This is a genomic window from Kitasatospora sp. NPDC059599, assembly GCF_042735125.1.
Lineage (GTDB): Bacteria > Actinomycetota > Actinomycetes > Streptomycetales > Streptomycetaceae > Kitasatospora.
Genome location: NZ_JBHWCL010000027.1, coordinates 1 through 22,303, shown reverse-complemented (window position 1 = coordinate 22,303; position 22,303 = coordinate 1). Strand labels below are relative to the sequence as shown.

20 protein-coding genes and 1 tRNA gene are annotated in these 22,303 nt (G+C 74.3%); 12 read left to right on the top strand and 9 right to left on the bottom strand.

Features of this window, described 5'->3' with window-relative positions; genetic code table 11:
• Positions 1–42: 42 nt before the first annotated feature.
• Positions 43–876 carry a TIGR02452 family protein gene (locus ACFV04_RS12745; RefSeq protein WP_380528812.1) on the top strand — a complete coding sequence of 278 codons (834 nt, stop codon included), beginning with the start codon at positions 43–45 and terminating at the stop codon, positions 874–876.
• A 106-nt stretch (positions 877–982) separates the two neighbouring features.
• Here the strand turns inward: ACFV04_RS12745 and ACFV04_RS12740 are convergent, their stop codons facing one another.
• Both ACFV04_RS12740 and ACFV04_RS12735 read right to left on the bottom strand, forming a co-directional pair.
• A complete protein-coding gene (locus tag ACFV04_RS12740; protein WP_360257868.1) occupies positions 983–1,330 on the bottom strand; it encodes a hypothetical protein in 348 nt (115 codons plus the stop codon).
• A 92-nt stretch (positions 1,331–1,422) separates the two neighbouring features.
• On the bottom strand, positions 1,423–2,517 hold the full coding sequence (locus ACFV04_RS12735; protein WP_380528810.1) for a hypothetical protein: 1,095 nt from the start codon (positions 2,515–2,517) through the stop codon (positions 1,423–1,425).
• 76 nt (positions 2,518–2,593) lie between these two features.
• Here ACFV04_RS12735 and ACFV04_RS12730 point away from each other — a divergent pair, with 76 nt between their 5' ends.
• Positions 2,594–3,778: a low temperature requirement protein A gene (locus ACFV04_RS12730; protein WP_380341739.1), complete on the top strand. Its 1,185-nt coding sequence runs from the start codon at positions 2,594–2,596 to the stop codon at positions 3,776–3,778.
• Positions 3,771–4,220 (top strand): RICIN domain-containing protein, encoded by a 450-nt coding sequence (locus tag ACFV04_RS12725; protein ID WP_360257861.1) that lies wholly within the window; start codon positions 3,771–3,773, stop codon positions 4,218–4,220. The genes ACFV04_RS12730 and ACFV04_RS12725 overlap by 8 nt, the downstream gene beginning before the upstream one ends.
• A gap of 81 nt (positions 4,221–4,301) precedes the next feature.
• Here the strand turns inward: ACFV04_RS12725 and ACFV04_RS12720 are convergent, their stop codons facing one another.
• The 3 genes from ACFV04_RS12720 to ACFV04_RS12710 form a co-directional block, all read right to left on the bottom strand.
• A complete protein-coding gene (locus tag ACFV04_RS12720; protein WP_380341741.1) occupies positions 4,302–4,997 on the bottom strand; it encodes a tyrosine-protein phosphatase in 696 nt (231 codons plus the stop codon).
• A 111-nt stretch (positions 4,998–5,108) separates the two neighbouring features.
• The gene (locus ACFV04_RS12715) at positions 5,109–5,870 is read right to left on the bottom strand and encodes an SDR family oxidoreductase (RefSeq protein ID WP_380341744.1); all 762 of its coding nucleotides are present in this window, start codon (positions 5,868–5,870) and stop codon (positions 5,109–5,111) included.
• Positions 5,871–5,880: 10 nt separating this feature from the next.
• On the bottom strand, positions 5,881–7,161 hold the full coding sequence (locus ACFV04_RS12710) for a DNA glycosylase AlkZ-like family protein (RefSeq protein WP_380528807.1): 1,281 nt from the start codon (positions 7,159–7,161) through the stop codon (positions 5,881–5,883).
• Positions 7,162–7,288: 127 nt separating this feature from the next.
• Here ACFV04_RS12710 and ACFV04_RS12705 point away from each other — a divergent pair, with 127 nt between their 5' ends.
• Complete coding sequence (locus tag ACFV04_RS12705; protein WP_380341750.1) at positions 7,289–8,044, top strand: DNA polymerase beta superfamily protein; 756 nt, start codon at positions 7,289–7,291, stop codon at positions 8,042–8,044.
• 47 nt (positions 8,045–8,091) lie between these two features.
• A tRNA-Lys gene (locus ACFV04_RS12700) sits at positions 8,092–8,164 on the top strand.
• A 116-nt stretch (positions 8,165–8,280) separates the two neighbouring features.
• Here the strand turns inward: ACFV04_RS12700 and ACFV04_RS12695 are convergent.
• Positions 8,281–8,520: a hypothetical protein gene (locus ACFV04_RS12695; RefSeq protein WP_380341753.1), complete on the bottom strand. Its 240-nt coding sequence runs from the start codon at positions 8,518–8,520 to the stop codon at positions 8,281–8,283.
• A gap of 210 nt (positions 8,521–8,730) precedes the next feature.
• Here ACFV04_RS12695 and ACFV04_RS12690 point away from each other — a divergent pair, with 210 nt between their 5' ends.
• On the top strand, positions 8,731–10,551 hold the full coding sequence (locus ACFV04_RS12690) for an ATP-binding protein (RefSeq protein ID WP_380528805.1): 1,821 nt from the start codon (positions 8,731–8,733) through the stop codon (positions 10,549–10,551).
• Between the two features lie 54 nt (positions 10,552–10,605).
• Here ACFV04_RS12690 and ACFV04_RS12685 read toward each other — a convergent pair whose 3' ends face one another.
• From ACFV04_RS12685 to ACFV04_RS12675, 3 genes are all read right to left on the bottom strand, one after another.
• The gene (locus tag ACFV04_RS12685) at positions 10,606–12,069 is read right to left on the bottom strand and encodes an MFS transporter (protein ID WP_380528803.1); all 1,464 of its coding nucleotides are present in this window, start codon (positions 12,067–12,069) and stop codon (positions 10,606–10,608) included.
• Between the two features lie 88 nt (positions 12,070–12,157).
• Positions 12,158–12,733 carry a TetR/AcrR family transcriptional regulator gene (locus ACFV04_RS12680; RefSeq protein WP_380528801.1) on the bottom strand — a complete coding sequence of 192 codons (576 nt, stop codon included), beginning with the start codon at positions 12,731–12,733 and terminating at the stop codon, positions 12,158–12,160.
• Positions 12,734–13,511: 778 nt separating this feature from the next.
• On the bottom strand, positions 13,512–13,913 hold the full coding sequence (locus ACFV04_RS12675) for a hypothetical protein (protein WP_380341761.1): 402 nt from the start codon (positions 13,911–13,913) through the stop codon (positions 13,512–13,514).
• Between the two features lie 338 nt (positions 13,914–14,251).
• Between ACFV04_RS12675 and ACFV04_RS12670 the strand changes: the two genes are divergently transcribed.
• From ACFV04_RS12670 to ACFV04_RS12645, 6 genes are all read left to right on the top strand, one after another.
• The gene (locus ACFV04_RS12670; RefSeq protein WP_380528799.1) at positions 14,252–14,872 is read left to right on the top strand and encodes a LuxR C-terminal-related transcriptional regulator; all 621 of its coding nucleotides are present in this window, start codon (positions 14,252–14,254) and stop codon (positions 14,870–14,872) included.
• 430 nt (positions 14,873–15,302) lie between these two features.
• Complete coding sequence (locus ACFV04_RS12665) at positions 15,303–17,054, top strand: LCP family protein (protein ID WP_380528798.1); 1,752 nt, start codon at positions 15,303–15,305, stop codon at positions 17,052–17,054.
• 170 nt (positions 17,055–17,224) lie between these two features.
• On the top strand, positions 17,225–17,779 hold the full coding sequence (locus tag ACFV04_RS12660) for an SRPBCC domain-containing protein (RefSeq protein WP_380528796.1): 555 nt from the start codon (positions 17,225–17,227) through the stop codon (positions 17,777–17,779).
• 296 nt (positions 17,780–18,075) lie between these two features.
• The gene (locus ACFV04_RS12655) at positions 18,076–18,876 is read left to right on the top strand and encodes a VOC family protein (protein ID WP_380341773.1); all 801 of its coding nucleotides are present in this window, start codon (positions 18,076–18,078) and stop codon (positions 18,874–18,876) included.
• Between the two features lie 96 nt (positions 18,877–18,972).
• On the top strand, positions 18,973–19,719 hold the full coding sequence (locus tag ACFV04_RS12650) for an HAD family hydrolase (protein ID WP_380341776.1): 747 nt from the start codon (positions 18,973–18,975) through the stop codon (positions 19,717–19,719).
• A gap of 99 nt (positions 19,720–19,818) precedes the next feature.
• Complete coding sequence (locus tag ACFV04_RS12645; RefSeq protein ID WP_380341779.1) at positions 19,819–22,224, top strand: glycoside hydrolase family 65 protein; 2,406 nt, start codon at positions 19,819–19,821, stop codon at positions 22,222–22,224.
• Positions 22,225–22,303 lie beyond the last annotated feature (79 nt).

Sequence of the window (22,303 nt, the reverse complement as noted above, 5' to 3'; positions counted from 1 at the left end):
ACCTGTGGCGCGCGGCCGCGGTAGTCCCGTAGCGTCCCGGACATGAGCAGCAGACTGCATGACGTGGCACGGGTGAACGAGGAGATCGCCGAGCGGGGGAACTACCGGGCAGCCGGGGGCGAACTCGTACAGGTGGGGGAGCAGCTGACGGCGGCGCAGGCCGGCACGGTGTCGTACGCGCCGCGGGCGCTGGACGCGCTGCTGGCGCAGGGGCAGCCCGGGCCCGGGCCGCGCGGCCCGGTCGAGGTGACGGCCGAGGGGAGCATCGAGGCCGCCCGACGGCTGGTCGAGGCCGGAGCCGGCCGGGTCGGGGTGCTGAACTTCGCCTCCGCGCGCAACCCCGGCGGCGGGTACCTGCGCGGGGCCCGCGCCCAGGAGGAGGACGTCTGCCGCAGCGCGCTGCTCTACAGCTGCCTGCTGCAGGCACCGGACTACTACGAGGCGCACCGGGCCTCCACCGACCTCCGGTACAGCCACCGGGTGATCGTCTCGCCCGACGTGCCGGTGATCCGGGACCTGCGCGGGGCCCTGAGCGCGCAGCCCTACCCGGTCACCTTCCTGACCTCGCCCGCGCCCAACGCCGGCCAGCTGGAACGGCGTTCGGCCGGTGCCGACGTCCGGGGCGTGCTCGCCGAGCGGGCCCTGCGGGTGCTCGCCGCGGCGGCCCGGCACGACGTGCGCGCGCTGGTGCTCGGCGCGTGGGGCTGCGGGGTGTTCCGCAACGACCCGGCGCAGGTCGCCGAGGCCTTCGAGGCCGCGCTGGCCCGCTATGGGGCGGCGTTCGACCGGGTGGTGTTCGCGGTCTGGGACCGTTCGCCGGTCTCGGTGAACCGGGCGGCGTTCGAGACCCGGTTCGGCGCGGAGACCAGGCCGTAGCGGCCCGCCCCGGCGGGCCGGTGGTCGGCTCGACGGGCGGGTGGGTTCGTGCCGGCCGGGGCCTTCGGGGCACCCAGTGGCCGGCGGGTCCGGCGGGTCCGGCGGGCTAGCGGCTCCGGCGGTTCCGGCGGGCGGACAGCGCCGTCGTCGCCGTGGAGGCCGCCGCGACCACCGCGGTGACGGCGAACACCGACGGCCAGGCGCCGATCTTCTTCGCCAGCGGGTGCGAACCGCCGAAGGCCGCCACGTACAGGCCGGTCAGCGCCGCCGCCGCGCCCGGGCCGGAACTGCGGCGCCACTGCGCGGCCGCCCCGGCGCCGGCCACCGCCAGCACCGCGCCGCCCAGCTCGCGCCGGCCGCTCCAGCGGGCCACGCCGTAACCGCCGACCAGGCCGCTCGCCGCGGTCAGCGCGGCGGGCGCGGCGGCCACGAGCGCGTTCGGGACCTTCGTCATCGTCGACTCCACTCCTCGGGGCTGTATCGCCCTCCGACCCTAACCCGGTCGGGCCGACGACCCCGCCGGGGCTCCGCCGGAGGAGCCGGGCCTCAGCGGAACGCCTCCGCGGTGGACCGCCCCGGCACGGTCCCGGCGAGCAGGCGGGCCGCCTCCGCCGGGTCGAGCACCCGCTCCAGCCGGAGGTCGCCCGGCACCTCCTGGATGAACCGCCCGGCCGACCAGCTGCGCTCGTACGGCAGCGGCTCCAGCACCAGGGTGCGCACGCCGTCCAGGACCGGGACGTCGCTCGGGGTGCCCTCGTTCCACAGCCAGGAGCCGTCCGGGGCGACCAGGTTGAAGGCGCCGGTCGCGATCGGCCGGCGGGCGTCCAGGAAGGCCGTGCGGGCCAGCGCCACCACCTCCGGGTCCTGCGGGGCGCCGGGCAGGTGGCCGCCGCCGATCAGCACGTCGGCGAGCAGGGTGTGCAGCTGGAAGGTGTCGCCCAGGCCGGTCATCCGCAGCAGGTAGCCGGTGCCGGTGGGCCGGTCCAGCACCAGCAGCGGCTCGTCGTCCAGCATCAGCGCCAGATGGGCGAGGCCCTTGAAGTCGTGCTGCTCGCCCTCGTAGCGGCCGAACAGCTCCACCAGCGCCGAGGTCACGCCCGAGACGCGGGCCTCGGCCCGGACCGGGGCGTGCGAGTACACCGCCCACGCCGCCTGCTGCCACAGCTGCAGCGTCCACCAGCCGACCACGGCGAGGTGCGCGTGCCACTCGTCCAGCCGGGCCGGGTCGGCGATCCGCTCGTGCGCCGCGGCCGGATCGTCCTCGTCCGGGTCCGGCAGCGGACCGCCGCCGGTCTCGGCCCAGCGCCGCACCAGCAGCTCCGTGCCGGTCAGCGCCCCGCGCAGGCCGGCCAGCACCGGGCCGGCGCAGGCGACCGGGTCGGCCCCGTGCTCGACGCAGGCGCCCACCACCATGGCCAGGTGGGAGCGCGGGAACGGCGGGGCGTCCGGCAGCAGCACGGCCAGCCGGGGGCCGGCCGCCACCCGCTCGTCCGGGGCGGCCGAACCGAACAGCCCGCCGACCCGGCCCAGGGCGGGGCCGAAGCGCTCGTCGTCCCCGGCGGCGACCACCGCCTCCAGGTCGGCCACGGCATCGGGGAAGGCGGGCTGCTGACGGTGCGACGACATCTGCTCGGAGGACATTCGCCGCAGCATAGGCGGCGGCCCCGGTCCGGGCGAAACGCCCCCGGGAGAAGGCCGGGTGACGGATACTCGCGCGGTGACCGCGTCCCCTGTTTCCCCCGGCGCCCCCGGTGCGCCCGGGTCCGTCGAGACCGTCGAGGCCACCGGGACCGCCGAGCCGGCCCTGAAAGTGGCGCCGCTCGAACTCTTCCTCGACCTCGTCTTCGTCTTCACCGTCACCCAGCTCACCGGGAGCCTGGTCCACCACCTCACGCCCGGCGGGTTCGCCCAGGTGCTGGTGATGCTGGCCGTGATCTGGTGGATGTACGACGCCTTCATCTGGCTGACCAACGCCATGCCGCCGCGCACCCACGGCCGGCGCGGGCTGCTGATGCTGGCGATGGGTGCGTTCCTGGTGATCTCGCTGTCCGTCCCGCACGCCTTCGAGGGCAGCGGCGCCGCCTTCGGCTGGGCGTACCTGGTGGTCGTCGCCGTGCACACCGGGATGTTCGTCGCCGCCGGGGTCTCGCCCGCCGCGGTGCTGCGGATGGGCGCGAGCAACCTGGTCGTCGGCACCCTGGTGGTGGCCGGCGGATACCTCACCGGAACCGTCCAACTCGGCTTCTGGACCGCCGCCTTCGCGATGCAGTTCGTGACCCCGTGGGTGGCCGGGCTGCCCGAGTTCCGACTGCGCGCCGACCACTTCGTGGAACGGCACGGGCTGATCATGATCATCGCCTTCGGCGAGTCGGTGATCGCGATCGGCATCGGCGCCGGGACCGCCGACCCCGGGCCCGCGCTGATCGCCGTGGCGCTGCTCGGCCTGACCGTCTGCGTCGGGCTCTGGTGGGCGTACTTCGGGCACGACGACGACGCCCGCGCCGAGCGCCGGATGGCCGCGCTGCCCTCCGCCGCCCGCAACCGGGCGGCCGTCTCCGTCTACTACCTCGGCCACTTCGGACTGCTGCTCGGCGTGCTGCTGTTCGCCGCCGGGGTCAAGTCCGCGGTCGGCCACCCGGGCGCCGCGACCGGCTTCGCGCAGGCCGCCGCGCTGGCCGGCGGGACCTCCCTCTACCTGCTGGTCAACACTGCCCTGCGCGGCTTCTTCGGGCTGCGCCCCAACCTGCCCCGGCTGCTCGGCGCGCTCTTCGTCGCGGGCACCGTGCCGCTCGGCACCCGGGTGTCCGCGCTGGTCCAGGTGGGCGTGGTGGTGGCGGTGCTGGCCGCGGTCTTCGGCTACGAGGCCTGTCGGTACCCGGTGGCAGACTTCGACCGTGACTGACTCCGCGATCACCGACGGCAGCTACCTCGTCCGCAACGTCGGCAGCGGCCTGCTGCTCCAGGTCGCCGACGCCTCCCGGCGCAGCGGTGCCCGGATCGTCCTGGGCGCGGAGGACGGCACCGAGGCCCAGCTCTGGCACCTCACCGCCGTCCACCCCGGCGGCGCGCTCTTCCACGTCGAGAACGCCGCCAGCGGCAAGCGCCTCGACGTCACCGGTGCCTCCCCGGACGACGGCGTGCCGATCCAGCAGTGGAGCGCCAACGCCTTCGGCGCCCAGGAGTGGCTGCTGGAGGCCCACGTCGACGCCCCGGGGACGTACACCGTCACCAGCTTCGTCAGCGGGAAGCCGCTGACGGCGCCGGACGCCCCGGACGGCGTCGTCCACCAGTGGGAGGACGTCGACGCGCCGACCCAGTGGTGGCGCTTCGAGCGCCGGGGGTAGCGGGCGCCGGCCCCGGGGTCGGGTGCGGCGTCGGTCGGGTCCGGCGGCGGTCGGGCCTGCCGCGGTCGGGCCTGCCGCCGGTCAGGCGGAGAGGTTGGCGCGGACGGCTTCCAGTTCCTCCTCGGTGACGCCGTGGTGCCGCAGGTAGGCGGGGACCGAGCCGTGGTGGGTGTGGATCCACGCGAGTGAGGAGGCGAGCAGTTCGGCGCCGACGGGGCGGGAGAGGCGCTCGGCGCCGGTCTCGTCGACGTACGGGACGGGGCCCCGGTCCAGGCCGAGGCCGATGTTGGAGAGCAGGAAGTCGGCCGTGATGTCGGCGTCGGAGGCGCCCAGCAGGGACTGCAGGACGGCGATGGTGAGGCCGGTGCGGTCCTTGCCGACGGCGCAGTGCACGACGACGGCCAGCGACTCCGGGGCGGCGAGGCGGCGCATGACGGCGGCGAGCGAGGGGCCGGCCGTCTCGGCCATGAAGGGGTAGAGGGAGACCTGGTCCTCGGGCCAGGGCCGGTCGATGTCGCCGCGGTCGGCCGGCAGGGTCGGCAGGTTGAGCGACTCGTGGTCGAGGCCGTGCCGCTGGTCCGGCCAGACCTCCAGCTCGAACGTGCTGCGCAGGTCGATCACCGTCCGCAGGCCGAGGGCCTTGAGCCGCCGGGCGCCGTCCTCGGTGAGCGTGTGGAAGGACCCCGAGCGGTAGAGGACGCCCCGGCGCAGCGCGCCGATGCCGCCCGCGTCACGGAAGTTGCGCACACCGGGGATGTCGATGAAGGCGTCGGTCATGGCCCCCACCGTACGGGCGGGCGCAGGCGTGCGGAAGGAAACCGGAGGGGGCCGTTCGGTGGCGGGGCGACGCTGTCCGAAACCGGCCCCCCGACCGGTCGGGATCGGCCCTCAGCGGCCGCCCGAGACCTCCAGGAACGCCCCCGTGGTGTAGGAGGCGGCCGGGGAGAGCAGGAAGAGGATCGCCTCCGCGACCTCCTCCGGCTGCCCGCCCCGCCGCATCGGCAGGCCGGGGGCGACCCGGTCGACCCGGCCGGGTTCGCCGCCGAGCGCGTGGATGCCGGTGTGGATCAGCCCGGGCCGTACCGCGTTGACCCGGATCCCCTCGGCCGCGACCTCCAGCGCGAGGCCGCGGGTCATCGAGTCCACGGCGCCCTTGGCGGCCGCGTAGTCGACGTACTCGTTCGGCGAACCGATCCGGGAGGCGGCCGAGGAGACGTTGACGATGGCGCCGCCGCGGCCGCCGTACCGGGTGGACATCCGGCGGACCGCCCGGGCCGCGCACAGGAACGGGCCGGTGATGTTGGCGGCCCAGATCCGGTTCAGCCGGTCCTCGTCGATCTCCTCCAGCCGGCACTGCCCCTCCAGGGTGCCGGCGTTGTTCACCAGGCCGGTGAGCGGCCCGAGTTCGGCGTCCACGGTGGCGAACAGCCGCTCCACCTCGGCCGTCCGGCTGACGTCGGCGCGCACGGCCAGGGCGGTGCCTCCCTCGGCCCGGATCGCGTCCACGACGGAGGCCGCCGCGGCCTCGTCCGTCCGGTAGTTGACGCAGACCCGGTGGCCGCGGCGGGCGGCCAGCAGTGCGGTGGCGGCGCCGATGCCGCGGCCGGCGCCGGTGACGATCAGGACCTCGTCGGTGGTGGTGGTCGACATGGTCCGTACGCTACCCGCGCGTCCGGCCCGGCACTCCTGTCCCGCCGGTCCCGCCCGGCCCGCCCGTCCTGCCCGCACCGCCGGTCGCGGCCGCCGCCCGCAGCGCCGCGACCTTCGGCGCGCGGCTCCTCGGCGAGTCGAGGCTGAAACCGCGGGCGTCCCCGAGCTCCTCACGGACGAACGCCTCGGTGCGGGCCACCGCCTCCCGCAGGGCGTCGTCGAGCGGGACGAAGGGCAGCAGGACGATCTCGGCCCGCTCGGTGTCGTACTCCCACAGCCCGACGATCCGGCCGCGGTCGAGCACGACGTGGGTCTGCGGGTCGGCTTCGCTGCCGAAGGAGCGGCCGGCCCGGCCGGCGGGCAGCGGACGGGCGGCGTCGGCGGGGTCGAGCAGCCGGGGCAGGTCGCGGTGCAGCAGGTGGATGCCGTCGATGCCGGCCAGCAGGGTGTAGTGCGGTGTGCGGGGCGCCGTGAACCCGGCGAACTCCTCGGCGAGTTCGGGCGGGAGCAGGAACTCCGAGCCGGGCGCGACCGGGACCGGGCCGGCCTCGGCGACGGCCCGGCGGGCGGTGGCGGCGGTGAAGCCGGAGAACCAGCGGAAGTGCTTGAGGGTGGCCGGCCCGGCCCAGGAGAAGTAGCGGCGGGCGAGGTCGACGGCGTCCCCCGCGACCGGCTGGTCCCAGCCGACGTAGCCGTAACGCTGCTGGTCCAGGCGGCCGTTGACGGGCACCCGGCGGATCCGGCCGCGCGACTGCATCAGGCCGAGGGCGAGCGGCAGGGTCGTGGTGAGGCCGCGCTTGCGGCCCGCCTCGCCGAGCGGGCGGACGGCGTCGCCGACCGCATCCCGGATCGCGGCCGGGTCCAGCGGTTCGTCCGGCGACAGCACGCGCTCCACGGCCAGGCAGAGCTTCTCCACCTCGTCCCGGCCGACCCCCAGGTGCTTCTCCGCCGCGGCCAGTTCGCCCGCCGGCGCGGCCGCGCCCACGGCCAGGCCGAGCGCGAAGTCGGCGGCCGGCAGCACGTACGTACAGCCCCGCGCGGACGGCAGCTCGTGCACGTCCAGCCGGGCCACCGCCGCGTCCACCGCCGCCCGCCCCAGCCCGGCCCGGGCGAACAGGCCAAGGTACGGAGCCGCGCCGCCCACCGAACGGGCCCAGCCGGTGGCCGCCAGCACTTCGGCGGCCGGCGCGCCGGGGTGCGGACGGTCCAGCCACTGCCGGTGCGCCCACCAGGCCCGCAGCTTCTCGACGCCGACGGCTGCCGCCGCTTCCACGGGGGGATCGTGCTCCATGGGGCCCAGTATCGGCGGCCGGGCAGGCCCCGGAGCGGAATTCGTTCGCCCGGCGCGGCCCCCACCGGCGAGGATGCCGGTACCCGTTCCGCAGACCGTCCGGACACCTCCCGGGAGGAGACCACCCGTGCCCGCAGCCACGCCCGGCGCCGTCCTGCTCTCCGGCATCGTCGGATCCACCGCCTACGGCTTCGCCCACGCCGGCTCCGACGTCGACCGGCTGGGCCTGTTCGCCGTCCCCACCGAGGAGTTGCACGGCCTGCACCGCCCGGCCGAGTCCCAGGTCAGCACCGAGCCCGACCTCACCCTGCACGAGGCCGCCAAGTGGTGCCGGCTGGCGCTGACCTGCAACCCGACCGCCTCCGAACTCGTCTGGCTGCCCGACGACCTGTACGAGACCCGCACCCCGCTCGGCGGGGAACTGATCGGCATCCGCGCGAGCTTCCTCAGTGCGCCGGCCGTGCGGAACGCCTATCTCGGCTACGCCGACCAGCAGTTCCGCAAACTGCTGACCCGGGACACCACCGACCCGGCCACCCGCCGCCGGGCCGCCAAGCACGCCCGGCACCTGGTCCGGCTGGTCGAGCAGGCCGTCCGCCTGCACACGACCGGCCGCAACCTCATCCGGCTGCCCGACCCCGAACGGATCCGTGAACTCGGCGAACGCATCGCCGACCGCCCCGCCGTCGCCGAGCGCCTGCTCGCCGACGCCGCGGACCGGCTGGCCGCCCCCGGTGTCCTGCCCGCCGCCCCCGACCCCCGCCCCGCCGAGGCCTGGCTCCGCCGCGTCCGCGCCGCCCACTACACCCCGCCTCAAGGACCGCTGCACACCCCCGGCGCGCCCGCGCAATCCACTGGCGGAGCCCTGGGCCCCACCGGGTAGGATCGCCGTGGCCCTTCCCGCCAGGCACCACCGGGACCGAGGGTCGCGGGGCACTAGCTCAATTGGCAGAGCTGCGGACTTTTAATCCGTAGGTTCAGGGTTCGAGCCCCTGGTGCCCCACCTCCGCAGCACCCCGGCCGTGTTCTCCGGCCGGGGTGCTGCTGTTTTCCCGGGCCCGACCGGCGCTGACCGGCCTGCCCGGCGCGGCCGGCTGGGCCCGGTGCAGGCGCGGGCGGTCAGCGGCGGGCCCGCCAGAGGCCGTAGAGGCCCACACCGGCGCCGGTGATCACCGAGAAGCCGCCGCTGCCGGCGGTCAGGTAGACCCCCGTCGCGATGACCAGGAGGGTGACGAGGGCGATCAGGTCGAGCATCCGGTGGCGCGCCGAACCGGTGGCCTCGGCGTCCGGGTCGGGGGAGTGCGGGGCGTCGGCCCCGGTGGAGCCGCTGCCCGGGAGGGCGGGGTCGTTGTCGGTCATGCCCCGAGCTGACCAGAGGTTGCGGCGAGGGCCCAGGCAGGCGTACGACCTCGCCGGTTCCCGTATGCGGACGTCGGGGGCTCGGACGCCGGGCGCCGTTCCTGAACGGTACGTCCGTCGGCGGCCGTTCAGGAACGTTCAACACCGTCCACGAATGTTCGAAGTACGCTGTCCCCGAAGCGAACTGAGGACATCTCAACAAGGAGAACCGTGGCAGACGGACCGGTGGAGCCCGACCCGGGCGACCTCGCGGTCGCCGCAGCGTACGACGAGCGGCTCGCCGCCTTCGTGGACGACCTGAACCGGCTGCACATCGAGCACGGCGCTCCGTCGTACGGCGAGATCTGCGGCGCGGCCGACGTCTTCAAGCTGACCAAGGCGGGGATCACCGACCTCCTGACCGGCAAGCGGCTGCCCTCGATGAACTTCCTCCTGGAGTTCGTCCGCGTGATCAGCAACCCGCTGCCCGCGGACACGGGCAAGCCGCGCGGCCACCGGGCGCACCCGGAACTGGTCGACCACTGGCGCCGCCGCTGGGTGGACCTCCGGGCGCTCAACCGGCAGGTCCAGTCCCCGCTGGGCCGCGTCCGCAACGCCACCAAGCACCTGGTCGAGACGGCGGCCCGGACGGCGCGGGACACCACCGACGAGGCCGAGGAGCAGGCGCGGCAGCTGCGCTCCCGGGCGGAGGCCGAGGCGGCGTTCGTCCTGCAGGAGGCCCGGCAGCAGTCCGCCCGGCTGGTGGAGGACGCCCGGCAGGAGGGTGCCCGGCTGTTGGCGGAGGCCGGGCAGAAGAGTGCCCGGCTGTTGGCGGAGGCCGGGCAACTGGCGAACGGCGTACGGGCCGACGGGAACCGAGCGCGAGCCGAGGCCACCCGGGTCGCCCAGGAGCGCACCGCCGAGGCGGACCGTCTGCTGAGTGCGGCGCGGGAGGGTGCCGAGGACGTACGGAAGGCCGCCCACGCCGAGGCACAGGCGATCGTGGACGAAGGGCGGCGGGCGAGCCGCCTGCGGACGCCCGCCGCCCTGCGGGAACTCCGCGAGGCCGCCGAGAGGATCACCGACGCGCACCTGCCGGAACTGGTGAGGACGATCACCGGTGGCGGACCCCGGGAGCCGGGCGGCCTGACGGTCCCGTCCGTCGGCCTGCACGGGCGGGACGACGTCGGGCGGTTGGCCCGTTGCTTCGACACGCTCCACCGTGAACTCGCCGCCCTCGCCGCCCAGCAGGCCGTCCTGGTCGGCGTCACCAACGCGATGCTCGTCAGTCTGGCCCGTCGCAGCGGCGGTCTGGTCCGCCGCCAGCTGTCCCTCCTCGACGACCTGGAGCGCCGGCAGTCGGACCGGGGGCAGCTGTCGCAGCTGTTCGAGCTGGACCATCTCGCGACCCGGATGCGCCGCAGCTGCGAGAACCTGCTGGTCGTCGCCGGTGCGGACCCGGGCCCTCGGCGGACCCGCTCCGTCCCGCTGGTCGACGTGCTGCGCGGTGCCGCGGGCGCGGTGGAGCAGTACACACGCATCGAGGTCGTCGGCGTGCCGTCGGCCGAGGTCGTCGGCCGTGCCGCCGACGACCTCCTCCACCTGTTCGCCGAACTGCTGGAGAACGGCACGGTGTTCTCCAGCCCGCACACCGTCGTCCAGGCCACCGGCCGGGCGCTGCCGGACGGCTGCGTCCTGGTCGAGATCCACGACCTCGGTATCGGTGTCCATTCCGACGACTGCGCCGAGATCAACGAGCGACTCGCCGACCCGCCGCCGTTGGACGCCTCGGTCCCCGGCCGCATGGGCCTCTTCGTGATCAGCCGGCTCGCCTTCCGCCATGACGTCCGGGTCCGGCTGAAGCCGAACGCCCGCGGCGGGACCACGGCCTCGGTGACGCTTCCGGCCGCACTGGTGCGGCCGTCCACCGGTGACACCCCCTCGGGCGGCGCCGTACGGTCGCCCGACACCGGGGGGTCCGTCGCCTGGCCGTCCGTCCCCGCCTGGCGTTCCGAGCCCGCCGCCTGGCTCCCGTGGCCCGAGCGGGACTGACGGGGGGCGTGCCCCGGGCCGGTGCCCCGGGTCGGTGCCCCGGACAGGACCTGGCTAGCTGTCCGTGGCGAGGGCGGGGACGCGGGGAGCCGGTGTCGGGTCCGCGCCGGTGGCCGTGGCCGCCGCTGCGGTGGCGCGGGACAGCCGGAGCGTGAGGGCGATCACGGCGAGGACGGCGGCGAGGGCGAGCCAGGTGGCGGCGGCCGCGGCGGTGGCGGGGGTGTGGTGGTCGAGGACGGCGAAGTAGGTGCCGCCGAGGGCGGCGACACCGGTGACGGCGGCGAACTGCTGGGTGGTGGAGAGGGTGCCGGAGGCGGTGCCGGCCCGCTCGGGGGCGATGCCGGCCATCGGGGCGCCGATCAGGGAGGGGAGGACGAGGCCGTTGCCGATGCCCATCAGGCCCATGGTGGCCAGCAGCCAGGGGAAGGCGTGCCGGGCGCCGTCGGCCTGCAGGGCGAGCGCGGTCAGCAGCAGGCTCAGGGCGGTGATCGCCCCGCCGGCGACCGGGACGCGGAGCCCGTGGCGGGGCAGCAGGCGCCTGCCGGTCAGCGAGGAGGCCATGGCGAGGACGGCCATGGGCGTGAAGACCAGTCCGGATCGCAGCGGGCTGTAGCCGAAGCCGGTCTGCACGGTGAGGCTGAGGACGAAGACGAAGCCGGCGAAGAAGGCCATGAAGGCGGCGTTGACGGCCAGGCCGGTCCGGAAGACCCGGCTGCGGAGCAGGTCCGGGTCGAGCACCGGCTGGCCGCCGCGGGCGGCGAGGCGGCGCTCCCACCGCAGGGTGGCCAGGAGGGCGGGGACGGCGGCGGCGAGCATCGCCCAGGCCCAGAGCGGCCAGCCGGCCTCGCGGCCGAGGACGAGCGGGACGAGGGCCAGGGCCAGCGAGCCGGAGACGGCGAGCATGCCGATGCCGTCCAGGGCGGGGCGGCGGCCGGTGGTGGTGCGCGGCAGGACGGCGGTGGCGGCGGCGAGGACGACCAGGCCGACCGGGAGGTTGATCAGGAAGACGGCGCGCCAGCCGAGGCCGAGGGGGTCGCCGTCGAGGAGCACCCCGCCGAGCAGCTGACCGCAGACGCCGCTGAGTCCGCCGGTGACGCCGAACCAGGCCAGGGCGCGGGGCCGGCCCGGGGAGGGGACGGCGGTGGTGATCAGGGCGAGCACCTGGGGCACCATCGCGGCGGCGGTGAGGCCCTGGAGCAGTCGGGCGAGCACCAGTTGGGTGGGGGACTGGGCCAGTCCGCACAGGCCGGAGGCCACGGTGAAGGCGGCCATGCCGGACAGGAACATCCGTCGGTGGCCGAGGATGTCGCCGAGCCGGCCGCCGAGGACGAGCCCGGTGGCGTAGCTGAACACGTAGCCGGCCACGACCAGTTCCAGCGCGGCCTGGCCGGCGCCGAGGTCGGTGCGGATGGCGGGCAGGGCGACGTTCACGACGTTGCCGTCGAAGCCGTACATGAAGAAGGCCGCCAGGATGACGGGCAGGAGCGGCGGGCGGGGGACGCGGGGCAGGACGGGCATGGGGTGGGGCCTCCGACGGGAGAAGTTATTGGTGAAACTGCCAAAAACTTGGGCGCGAAAAAGGGCTGCAGGTGCGGGGAGGCGGAACTCAGGGCCGCAGGTCGTCGACGACCGCGTCGATGGTCGCGTGCAGCGACTCGGGGTCGAAGCCGGCCTTGGCCTGGAGCAGCAGGCCGTGGAAGGTGGCCATCACCTGGCGGGCGAGCACCTGGGGGGCCCGGTCGGAGCGGATCTCGCCGCGGAGCCGGCCGGCGTCGACGGCCTCCGTCAGCCGGGTTTCCAGTGGGATGAAGGCCTGTCGGGCCAGATCGGCCAACTCGGGCTCGCGGAGCGCGAGTTCGGTGACGGTGTTGACCGCGAGGCAGCCGCGGTGGTCGGCCGTGGTCCGGTCGACCCCGGTGCGCAGCAGCTGTCGGATCCGCTCCAGCGGTGGCAGGTCGTCGGGCATGGTGCGGTCGCCGGCGGCGCCGCCCTCCCGGTAGTGGCGCAGGGCCAGTTCGAACAGCTGTCGCTTGCCTCCGAAGGCGTTGTACAGGCTGCCGCGCAGCATGCCGGTGCTCTCGGCCAGGTCGTCGGTCGAGGTCGCGGTGTAGCCCTTGGTCCAGAAGGTGTTCATGGCCGCGTCGATCGCGGCCTCGGTGTCGAACTTCCTCGGTCGTGCCATGGTGGCATCGTGCCAGTTGTTGTCATCTCTGTCAAAAACTCCGTCAGGCGGACACCCCGCCCGCCAGCGAGGGGGCCCGCTGTGCTGTGCCCGGGGCCCGCTGCGTTGTGCCCGGGGCCCGCTGCGCATGCGTACGCGAGGGTCCGGTGGCGTGCGTAAACGGGGATTTCAGTATGTACCGGGTCTCGGCGGGCGTGGTCGAATGACCGGGTAGTCGCTGGCGCCGGGGGCAGGCGGCCGGCCCTGGGCGGGGTGCGGGAAATCCCCTCGCGAGTGGGCCGGAATTACCTCGTCCCGACAGAACCTGGCAGACCGAGGAAAAAGACGTAACCGTGGCCGAGCATTTCCTTTCCGCCTATCTCACGCCGCCGGGGCCGGGTGCGGTCTTCTCGGTGCGGCACGACCAGAACGTCGCGCTGTGGCGCCGGGACGGCGCGGACGTCGAACTGGTGCGGGTGTGGGAACGGGAGCGGGTCGGCGGGCAGAAGCACCACTTCTGGCCGCTGTACACCGAGGGCCGGGCCGAGGCCTTCCTGTCGGCGCTGCTGGCGGAGGAGGGGCTCACCCTCGATGACGTGACGGCGACCTGGGGCACGCCGGGGCTGCCGAAGGCACAGTCGGTGCCCAAGCCCGCCGGGGCCGAGGAGTTCCCGCTGCACAGCCTGGCGCACCTGTTCAGCGGGGTGCTGCGGGACGTCCCGCTGTTCCGCGACGGGCAGATCATCGGTCTCGCGATCGACGCGCTGCCCGAGTACGCGCAGGAGAGCCGTCCGAACACCTACTGGTACGCCGGCTGCGTGGTGAAGCAGGGGCGGATCACCTTCGAGCCGGTGGAGTCCCCCGGGCCGCTGTACACCGCCGCCGAGACGGTCTTCGGCCTGGAGCCCGGCTCGCTGATGGCGCTGGCCTCCGCCTCCGCCACGGCGATCGAGTTCGACGTCGAGGCCGCGATTGCGGACGTCACCTTCTTCGGCGGCGCCGCGACCCAGCCCTGGAAGGCCGCGCACGACCTGGTCCGCGCGGTGGTGGCCGCCGCCGACGAGCAACTGGCCGGCGCCGAGCCGGACGACTCGCTCAGCCGTGAGGACCATCTGCGCAGTGCGGTGATGAAGGTCGTCCAGCGCTGCTGCGAGGGCGTCGCGCTCCGCAACGTGGAGCGGCTGCTGGAGGTCGGCGGCATCCGCGCCGAGGACACCCACCTGTCGACCAGCGGCGGCTACGCGCTCAACTGCCCCACCAACACGCTGCTGATGAACCGGTTCGGCTTCAAGAGCCTGGTCACCCCGCCGTGCGCCGACGACTCCGGCCAGGGCATCGGCCTCGGCCTGCTCGGCCTGCTCGGCCTGCTCGGCCTGTACGGGGCCGGTGCGCTGGAGCGGTCCGGACTGCGGATCGTCTCGCCGTACCACGGCCGGGACGTGCTGGACGTCGAGGAGGCGCTGGCCGAGTTCGCGCCGTGGATCGCCTCGGTGACGGGACTTCGAGCCGGACCGGTTCGTCGCCGACGTCTCGGACGGCGTGATCGCCTGGGTGGACGGCCGGGCCGAGCTCGGTCCGCGCGCGCCGGACGGCGCCGGCGGGTCCGAACGGCGTCGGGCCCAGTCCGCGGCCTCGCTCCAGGCCAGCCGCCCGGGCAACGAGGAACTGCTCGCCCGCGGCGTCGCGATGCGGACGGTCTACCTGGACAGCGTCCGCAAGGACCGGGCCACCGTGCGGCACGCCGAGTGGCTGACCGGGCTGGGCTGCGCGGTGCGGACGGTGCCCGCGCTGCCGCTGCGCATGATGGTCATCGACCGGCGGGTCGCCCTCGTCCCGATCGACCCGGCCAACACCCGCAAGGGCGCGGTGCAGATCTCCTCGCCCGGCGTGATCACCGCCCTGCTCTCCCTGTTCGAGCAGACCTGGGCCGACGCGACCCCCTTCGGCGCCCCGCGCGAGCGCGACGAGCAGGGGCTGACCCGCCAGGAGCAGGAGCTGCTCCGCCTGCTCGGCCAGGGTTACACCGACGAGGCGGCGGGCAAGCACCTCGGCCTCTCCCTGCGCACGGTGCGCCGGATGATGGCCGACCTCATGGACCGCCTGGGCGCCCGCAGCCGCTTCGAGGCCGGTCTGCCGGCCGGCCGCAGCGGCTGGCTCTGAGGCCGCCGCCGGCCGGGTCCGGGCGTCGCTCCGGCTCATGGGCCTGCCGTCCGTGGGCTCATGGGCCCGCCGTCCGTGGGCTCATGGGCCCGCCGTCCGTGGGCTCATGGGCCCGCCGTCCGTCCGGCTCCGCCTCCGGCCGCCCAAGGCGTTCGGCCCCGCGCCGCTCCGGGCGGGACCGCCGGAGTGGCGTAAGTCACGCCGGAATAGGGTGGTTTCGGGTGTTCTGCCTGGTGGATGCTCGGGTGCCGAAGGGTTTGCCTGCCCACCGGAGGTCCGTGACCGTGTCGGGCCTAAATATGATCGGAAGCCACGATCGTCGGTTGTGCCGACGGTCGTATGTGCAACCTGGGAACGGTTGGGGCCGTCTCTCTGTGTGCGGTGCGCCAGATCGTCCGGGGCGTCGCTTCCGTCGGTGAAAGGTACGCGCATGTCAGGTCAGTGGGGCGAGGGCCCGGCTCGGAGCGAGGACGAGTCCGGTGCGCTCACGACCGAGGGCACCGGGAGTGGCGGCGCCGTGCCGTCCCCGCGCTCCGGCGGACGGGCCGAGGCCCGCCGTGCCGCTGCCCAGGGCAAGGGCGGCCGCGGCGGCGACAAGGCGGACTCCGGGCCCGGCGGCCGGGCGGCAGCGCGCAAGAACGCCAAACCGAAGAAGAACGTGAAGAAGATCGTCGCCTGGTCGGCGGCGGGCGTGCTGGTGCTGATCGCCGGCGCGGGCGGCGCGATCTACTTCAAGCTGAACGCCAACATCAAGTCCTTCGACGCCGACGCGATAGCCGGCGACCGCCCGCCCGAGGCCAAGGCCGACGCCGACGGCAACAAGCCGGTCAACATCCTGCTGATCGGGTCCGACAGCCGTGGCAAGAACAACGCCGACCTCGGCGGCGGCGAGGACGGCGGCGCCCGCTCGGACACCACGATCCTGCTGCACGTCTACGCCGACCACAAGCACGCCGTGGGCATCTCGATCCCGCGCAACACGATGGTCCAGCTGCCGTCCTGCAAGCTGCCCAACGGCAAGTGGACCAAGGGCGGCAACACCGACCTGTTCAACGCGGCCTTCTCGACCGGCGGCAGCGACGACGGGAACCCGGCCTGCACCCAGAACACCGTGGAGAAGGTGACCGGCATCCGGGTCGACCACACCATGGTGGTCGACTTCAACGGCTTCGCCGCGATGACCAAGGCCGTCAACGGCGTGGACATCTGCCTCCCGCAGGCGATCTACGAGGGGGACATCAACCCCAACCTGCATAAGAAGGGCGCGCTCGTCCTCCCGCAGGGCAAGCAGACCGTGGACGGCCAGAAGGCGCTCGACTACGTGCGCCTGCGCCACGGCATCGGCGACGGCTCCGACATCGGCCGGATGAAGCGCCAGCAGGCCTTCATGAGCTCCCTCATCAGCAAGATCAAGAAGGACGGTCTGAGCCCCACCAACCTGCTGCCGCTCGCCGACGCCGCCACCAAGTCGCTGACCGTCGACCCGGGCCTGGACTCCGCCGACAAGCTGCTCTCCTTCGGCCTGTCGCTGAAGAACATCGACATGCACGACCTCAAGTTCGTGACGGCGCCCTGGCGTTACCGCACCCAGGACTCCAACATCGACCTGATCCAGCCGGACGCCAACAAGCTCTGGGAGACCCTCAAGGCCGACCAGACCATCGACGGCCAGAACGCCACCGGCCAGCAGCCGGACGGCGGTGGCAGCGGCACCAGCCCCGCCCCGCAGCAGCCCTCCGCCCCGGCCGCCCCGGTCGGGGACGCCTCCAACGCCGCGATCAAGGTGGCGGTCTACAACGGGACCACCGTCAACGGCCTCGCCGGCAAGGGCACCGAGCAGCTCAAGGCCGCCAAGTTCGGCGCCACCACGGCCGGCCAGGCGGCGAGCACCAAGTACAAGGCCACCACGATCGAGTACGGCTCCGGGCAGAAGGCGAACGCCGAGAAGATCGCCGCGCTGTTCCCCGGCGCCGAGCTCGCCTCCGGCAGCTCCCGGGGCATCTCGGTGATCGTCGGCCAGGACTTCGCGGCGGCCACCGGCCTCGGCACGCCCTCCGGGACGGCCGGCGCCACCCCGGGCGTCCAGACGCCCCCGCAGCCGCTGCCCACCACCGTCACCAACGACGCCCGCTCGGCGGACGACGACATCTGCGCCAACACCACGTACGGCAGCGGCGGCTGACCGCACCCACCGGACAGCGGGGACGACCCCCGGGCCGGCGCCCCTCCGGGCGCGTGGGCCCGGGGGTCGTGCCATGGTGGGTCCGTGGCCGGTGCGCGGACCCCGCCGACCGGCCCCGGGGCCCGCGCGGCTCCGGGAGGGGACCGGCACGGCAGCGAAAGGCGGACCCCATGCCCGAGATCGCCCTGCAGTTCGACATCGCCGCGCCCCGGGCCGTCGTCCTCGCCGCGCTCACCACGCACGACGGGCTGACCGCCTGGTGGACCACCGCCGTGGACCGGGAGGCCGACGTCCTGCTGTTCGACTTCCCCGACATCCCCGAGCCGTTCCGGCTGCGCGTGGAGCGGGCCGACCAGGACCGGGTGGTGTGGACCAACGCCGGGGCCTTCCCGCCGCACTGGGCCGGCACCTGGATCAGCTGGGACCTCGCCGCCCGGCCCGGCGCCTCCGCCCGGCCCGGCGCCTCCGCCCGGCCCGGCCCCTCCCGGCTCGGACAGGCCGAGCAGCCCGACGCGTCCGAGCGGCCGGGACAGGCCGAACAGTCGGGCGCGTCCGACCACACCCGGCTGCTGTTCCGGCACGGCGGCTGGCAGCCGGGCAGCGAGGAGGGCCTCCCGGCGGTGGCCGGTACCTGGGCCGAACTGCTGGTCCGGCTCAAGGACTACGCGCAGAGCGGCAAGGTCCAGCCGTACTTCGTCACCGCCCTGCGCCACGACGCCCCGTAGGCCGCCCCGCGCAGTCGCTTCGTGCAGCCGCTTCGTGCAGCCGCTTCGTGCAGCCGCTCCCGCTTCGTGCACCCGCCCCGTGGAGCCGCCCGCGAAGGCGGCCCGCCCCGGGCACGGGCACCCGTCGGCGCCGTCCGGTGGCGGGATCGCGCCGGTGGGCCGAAGGTGGCGGTGTACCGCCGCGGCACCGGCCGGGCCGGACCCCGCCCGCCCCCGACGGCCGGACCGCCCGTTCCCACCGCCCCCGGCCCCGCCCCCACGACCGCCGGTCATCACCGCCTCCGGGAGGCCCCGCAATGCCCGTAGTCACCGATCCGTACCAGCCCGGCACCCCCTGCTGGATCGACCTGATGGCGAGCGACCAGCAGGCCGCGCTGGACTTCTACCGTGACCTCTTCGGCTGGCAGGGCGAGGTCGGCCCGGCCGAGTTCGGCGGCTACGCCGTGTGCACGCTCAACGACCGGCCGGTCGCCGGGATCATGGGACAGGTCGTGCCCGAGGGCCAGCCGGCGCCGCCCGTCGCCTGGACCACCTACCTCGCGTCGGACGACGCCGACGAGAGCGACCGCGCGATCACCGCGGCCGGCGGCACCATCCTCTACGAGCCGATGGACGTCGGCACGATCGGCCGGATGCTGGTCGCCGCCGACCCCACCGGGGCGGTGTTCGGCGTCTGGCAGGCCATGGACTTCATCGGCGCGGGCGTCGTCAACGAACCCGGCGCGCTGGTCTGGAACGAACTCAACACCGCCGACACCGACGCGGCCGGCCGCTTCTACCAGCCGGCGCTCGGGCTGCGCCCGGCCACCATCCAGGGCATGGACGGCTACTTCTCGTTCAACGTCGCCGACCGCACGGTGGGCGGCATGCAGGCCATCCCCGGATACCTGGCGCCGGGCACCCCCTCGCACTGGATGAGCTACTTCTCGGTGGACGACACCGACTCCACGGTCGACGCCCTGGTCAAGGCGGGCGGCTCGGTGGTCCAGCCGCCGTTCGACATGCAGGCCGGCCGGATGGCCGTGGTCCGGGATCCGCAGGGCGCCGTCTTCGCGGTCATCCAGGCCCCCGACGCCCAGATGCCCGACTCCCCGTAGCGGCCCCGGCACGGCCGGAAACCGGAAGCCGCCCCTCCCGCGACGCGCCGCCGGGAAATGGGCGGCTTCCCCCCGTTCCCGGGTAAGACTGCACCCATGCTGGGGCTACCGGACGACATCCGCGCTTTCCTCTTCGACCTCGACGGGGTGCTCACCCAGACCGCGAAGGTGCACGCCGCGGCCTGGAAGGACACCTTCGACGCCTTCCTGCGCGCCGAAGCCGCCCGCACCGGCGGGCCGTTCGTCCCCTTCGACGCCGTCATCGACTACGACACCTACGTGGACGGCCGCCCGCGCCTCGACGGCACCCGGGCGTTCCTGCGCAGCCGGGCCGTCGAATTGCCCGAGGGCACCCCCGACGACCCGCCCAACTCCCGTACCGTCCAAGGAGTCAGCCGGGCCAAGAACGACACCGTGCTGCGGATGATCCGCGAACAGGGCGTCCAGCCCTACGAGGGCTCGGTCGCCTACGTGCACCGGCTGCGCGCCGCCGGACTGCCCAGCGCGGTGGTCTCCTCCAGCGCCAACTGCCGCGATGTGCTGCGGGCGGCGGGCATCGAGGACCTGTTCGACGTGATCGTCGACGGCAACGTCGCCAAGGCCGAGGGCCTGCCCGGCAAGCCCGCCCCCGACACCTACCTGTACGCCGCCCGCACACTCGGCGTCGAACCCGCGCACGCCGCGGTCTTCGAGGACGCGCTCGCCGGCGTCGCCTCCGGCAGGGCCGGGGGCTTCGGCGCGGTGGTCGGGGTCAACCGCACCGGCCAGGCCGCCGAACTGCACCGCGACGGCGCCACCGTGGTCGTCGACGACCTTTCCGAGCTCCTGGGAGAGCAGACATGACCGAGCGCGGCGAGGTGGGCGCATGAGCGAGCGCAGCGAGGGAGTCATCGTGGGGTGCGTGTGGGCGAATGCCCCTGCCGAGCGGAGCGAGGTGGGCGCATGAGTCCGTCGGACAACTTCACGATCGACCCCTGGCAGATCACCGAGCAGGGCCTGGACCTGGCCGCGCTGGCCCGCGCCGAGTCCGTCTTCGCGCTCTCCAACGGGCACATCGGGCTGCGTGCCAACCTGGACGAGGGCGAGCCGCACGGCCTGCCCGGCACCTACCTGAACGGCGTCTTCGAGTTGCGCCCGCTGCCGTACGGTGAGGGCGGCTACGGCTACCCGGAGTCCAGTCAGAGCGTCATCAACGTGACCAACGGCAAGATCATCCGACTGTTGGTGGACGACGAGCCCTTCGACCTGCGCTACGGCGAACTCGTCAGCCACAAGCGCTGGTTGGACTTCCGTGAGGGTCTGCTGCACCGGGAGGCCGAATGGACGTCCCCGGCCGGGCGGACCATCCGGGTGCGTTCCTCCCGACTGGTCTCGCTCACCCAGCGCGCCGTCGCCGCCGTCGAGTACAGCGTCGAGGCGGTGGACGGTCCGGTGCGGATCGTGCTGCAGTCCGAGCTGGTCGCCAACGAGCAGCTGCCGGGCGGCCCCGAGGGCGACCCGCGCGCCGCGGCCGTCCTGGAGGCGCCGCTGCAGCCGGAGGTGCACCACGCGGGCGGCACCAAGGCCGTCCTGGTGCACCGCACCCGGTACAGCGGCATCCGGGTCGCGGCCGGCATGGACCACGTCATCGAGGGTCCGGAGAAGTCCGACACCGTCGCCGAGGCGGAGGCTGACCACTGCCGGATCAGTGTCACCACCGTGCTGGAGCCCGGACAGCGGCTGCGGCTGGCCAAGTTCATGGCCTACGGCTGGTCCGCCACCCGCTCGCTGCCCGCGGTCCGGGACCAGGTGGAGGCCGCGCTGACCGCCGCCCGGTACACCGGCTGGGACGGGCTGGTCGCCGAACAGGCCCAGTTCCTGCGGGAGTTCTGGGCGACCAGCGACATCGAGGTGGAGGGCGACGTCGAACTCCAGCAGGCCGTCCGGTTCGCCGTCTTCCACGTCCTGCAGGCCGGCGCCCGCAGCGAGGAGCGGGCCATCCCCGCCAAGGGGCTGACCGGCCCCGGCTACGACGGGCACAGCTTCTGGGACACCGAGACCTTCGTCCTGCCGGTGCTCACCTACTGCCTGCCCGGCGCCGTCAACCAGGCCCTGCGCTGGCGGCACAGCACGCTCCCGCTGGCCCGCGAGCGGGCGGCCCAACTCGGCCTGTCCGGAGCGGTGTTCCCGTGGCGGACGATCCGCGGCGAGGAGTGCTCCGGGTACTGGCCGGCCGGGACGGCGGCCTTCCACATCGGCGCCGACATCGCCGCCGCGGTCGCCCGCTACGTCCGGGCCACCGCGGACGACGAGTTCGAGCGCGAGTACGGCCTCGAACTCCTCGTGGAGACCGCCCGGATGTGGCGTTCGCTCGGCCACCACGACGTCGCCGGGAAGTTCCGGATCGAGGGTGTCACCGGGCCCGACGAGTACAGCGCGATCGCCGACAACAACGTCTTCACCAACCTGATGGCGCAGTCGAACCTGCGGGCCGCCGCCGAGGCCGCCGTCCGCCACCCGGCCGAGGCCGCCGCCCTCGGCGTCGACACCGAGGAGACCGCCGCCTGGCGGGACGCGGCCGCCGCGATGTTCATCCCGTACGACGAGGACCTCGGCGTCCACCCGCAGGCCGACGGCTTCACCGACCACCAGGTCTGGGACTTCGAGAACACCCCGCCCGAGAAGTACCCGCTGCTGCTGCACTTCCCCTACTTCGACCTGTACCGCAAGCAGGTGGTCAAGCAGGCCGACCTGGTGCTCGCCATGCAGGTCCGCGGCGACGCCTTCACCGACGAACAGAAGGCCCGCAACTTCGCCTACTACGAGCGGCTGACCGTCCGTGACTCCTCGCTCTCCGCCTGCACCCAGGCGGTCATCGCCGCCGAGGTCGGCCAGCTCGACCTCGCGTACGACTACACCGCCGAAGCCGCCCTGATGGACCTGCACGACCTCGGCGGCAACACCCGCGACGGCCTGCACATGGCGTCGCTCGCCGGGGCCTGCATCGCCCTGGTGGCCGGTTTCGGCGGGCTGCGCGACCACAGCGAGACGCTGTCCTTCCGCCCCCGGCTGCCGTCCGGCCTGATGGGGCTGAGCTTCTCGCTGCTGGTGCGCGGACACCTGCTCGGCGTCCGGATCACCCACGATTCGACGACGTACACGCTGCGCCGCGGCGAGATCATCCACCTGCGGCACGACGGCGAGGCGGTCCAGGTCAAGGCCGGTGCTCCGGTCACGCTGCCCACCACCGCCCCGCCCGCCCAGGAGCGCTTCGCCCAGCCCCCGGGCCGCGAACCCGCCCGCCGGCACGCGCAGGCGGGCCTGGCCGCGGGCAAGCTGGGCCAGCAGGACCACCTCGCGGCGGAGTAGTGGCCGGGTGCGGGCCCGCGCCGGCCGGGGGGCGGGCCCGCACCCGTAACGGCGCCGTGCCCTCACCCGTCCGGCCCAC

Coding starts and splice junctions, on each gene's coding strand:
- ACFV04_RS12745 (WP_380528812.1), top strand. CDS start 43: ATGAGCAGCAGACTGCATGACGTGGCACGGGTGAACGAGGAGATCGCC.
- ACFV04_RS12740 (WP_360257868.1), bottom strand. CDS start 1,330: ATGACGAAGGTCCCGAACGCGCTCGTGGCCGCCGCGCCCGCCGCGCTG.
- ACFV04_RS12735 (WP_380528810.1), bottom strand. CDS start 2,517: ATGTCCTCCGAGCAGATGTCGTCGCACCGTCAGCAGCCCGCCTTCCCC.
- ACFV04_RS12720 (WP_380341741.1), bottom strand. CDS start 4,997: ATGACCGACGCCTTCATCGACATCCCCGGTGTGCGCAACTTCCGTGAC.
- ACFV04_RS12715 (WP_380341744.1), bottom strand. CDS start 5,870: ATGTCGACCACCACCACCGACGAGGTCCTGATCGTCACCGGCGCCGGC.
- ACFV04_RS12710 (WP_380528807.1), bottom strand. CDS start 7,161: ATGGAGCACGATCCCCCCGTGGAAGCGGCGGCAGCCGTCGGCGTCGAG.
- ACFV04_RS12695 (WP_380341753.1), bottom strand. CDS start 8,520: ATGACCGACAACGACCCCGCCCTCCCGGGCAGCGGCTCCACCGGGGCC.
- ACFV04_RS12685 (WP_380528803.1), bottom strand. CDS start 12,069: ATGCCCGTCCTGCCCCGCGTCCCCCGCCCGCCGCTCCTGCCCGTCATC.
- ACFV04_RS12680 (WP_380528801.1), bottom strand. CDS start 12,733: ATGGCACGACCGAGGAAGTTCGACACCGAGGCCGCGATCGACGCGGCC.
- ACFV04_RS12675 (WP_380341761.1), bottom strand. CDS start 13,913: ATGCCGCCGACCTCCAGCAGCCGCTCCACGTTGCGGAGCGCGACGCCC.
- ACFV04_RS12665 (WP_380528798.1), top strand. CDS start 15,303: ATGTCAGGTCAGTGGGGCGAGGGCCCGGCTCGGAGCGAGGACGAGTCC.
- ACFV04_RS12660 (WP_380528796.1), top strand. CDS start 17,225: ATGCCCGAGATCGCCCTGCAGTTCGACATCGCCGCGCCCCGGGCCGTC.
- ACFV04_RS12655 (WP_380341773.1), top strand. CDS start 18,076: ATGCCCGTAGTCACCGATCCGTACCAGCCCGGCACCCCCTGCTGGATC.
- ACFV04_RS12650 (WP_380341776.1), top strand. CDS start 18,973: ATGCTGGGGCTACCGGACGACATCCGCGCTTTCCTCTTCGACCTCGAC.
- ACFV04_RS12645 (WP_380341779.1), top strand. CDS start 19,819: ATGAGTCCGTCGGACAACTTCACGATCGACCCCTGGCAGATCACCGAG.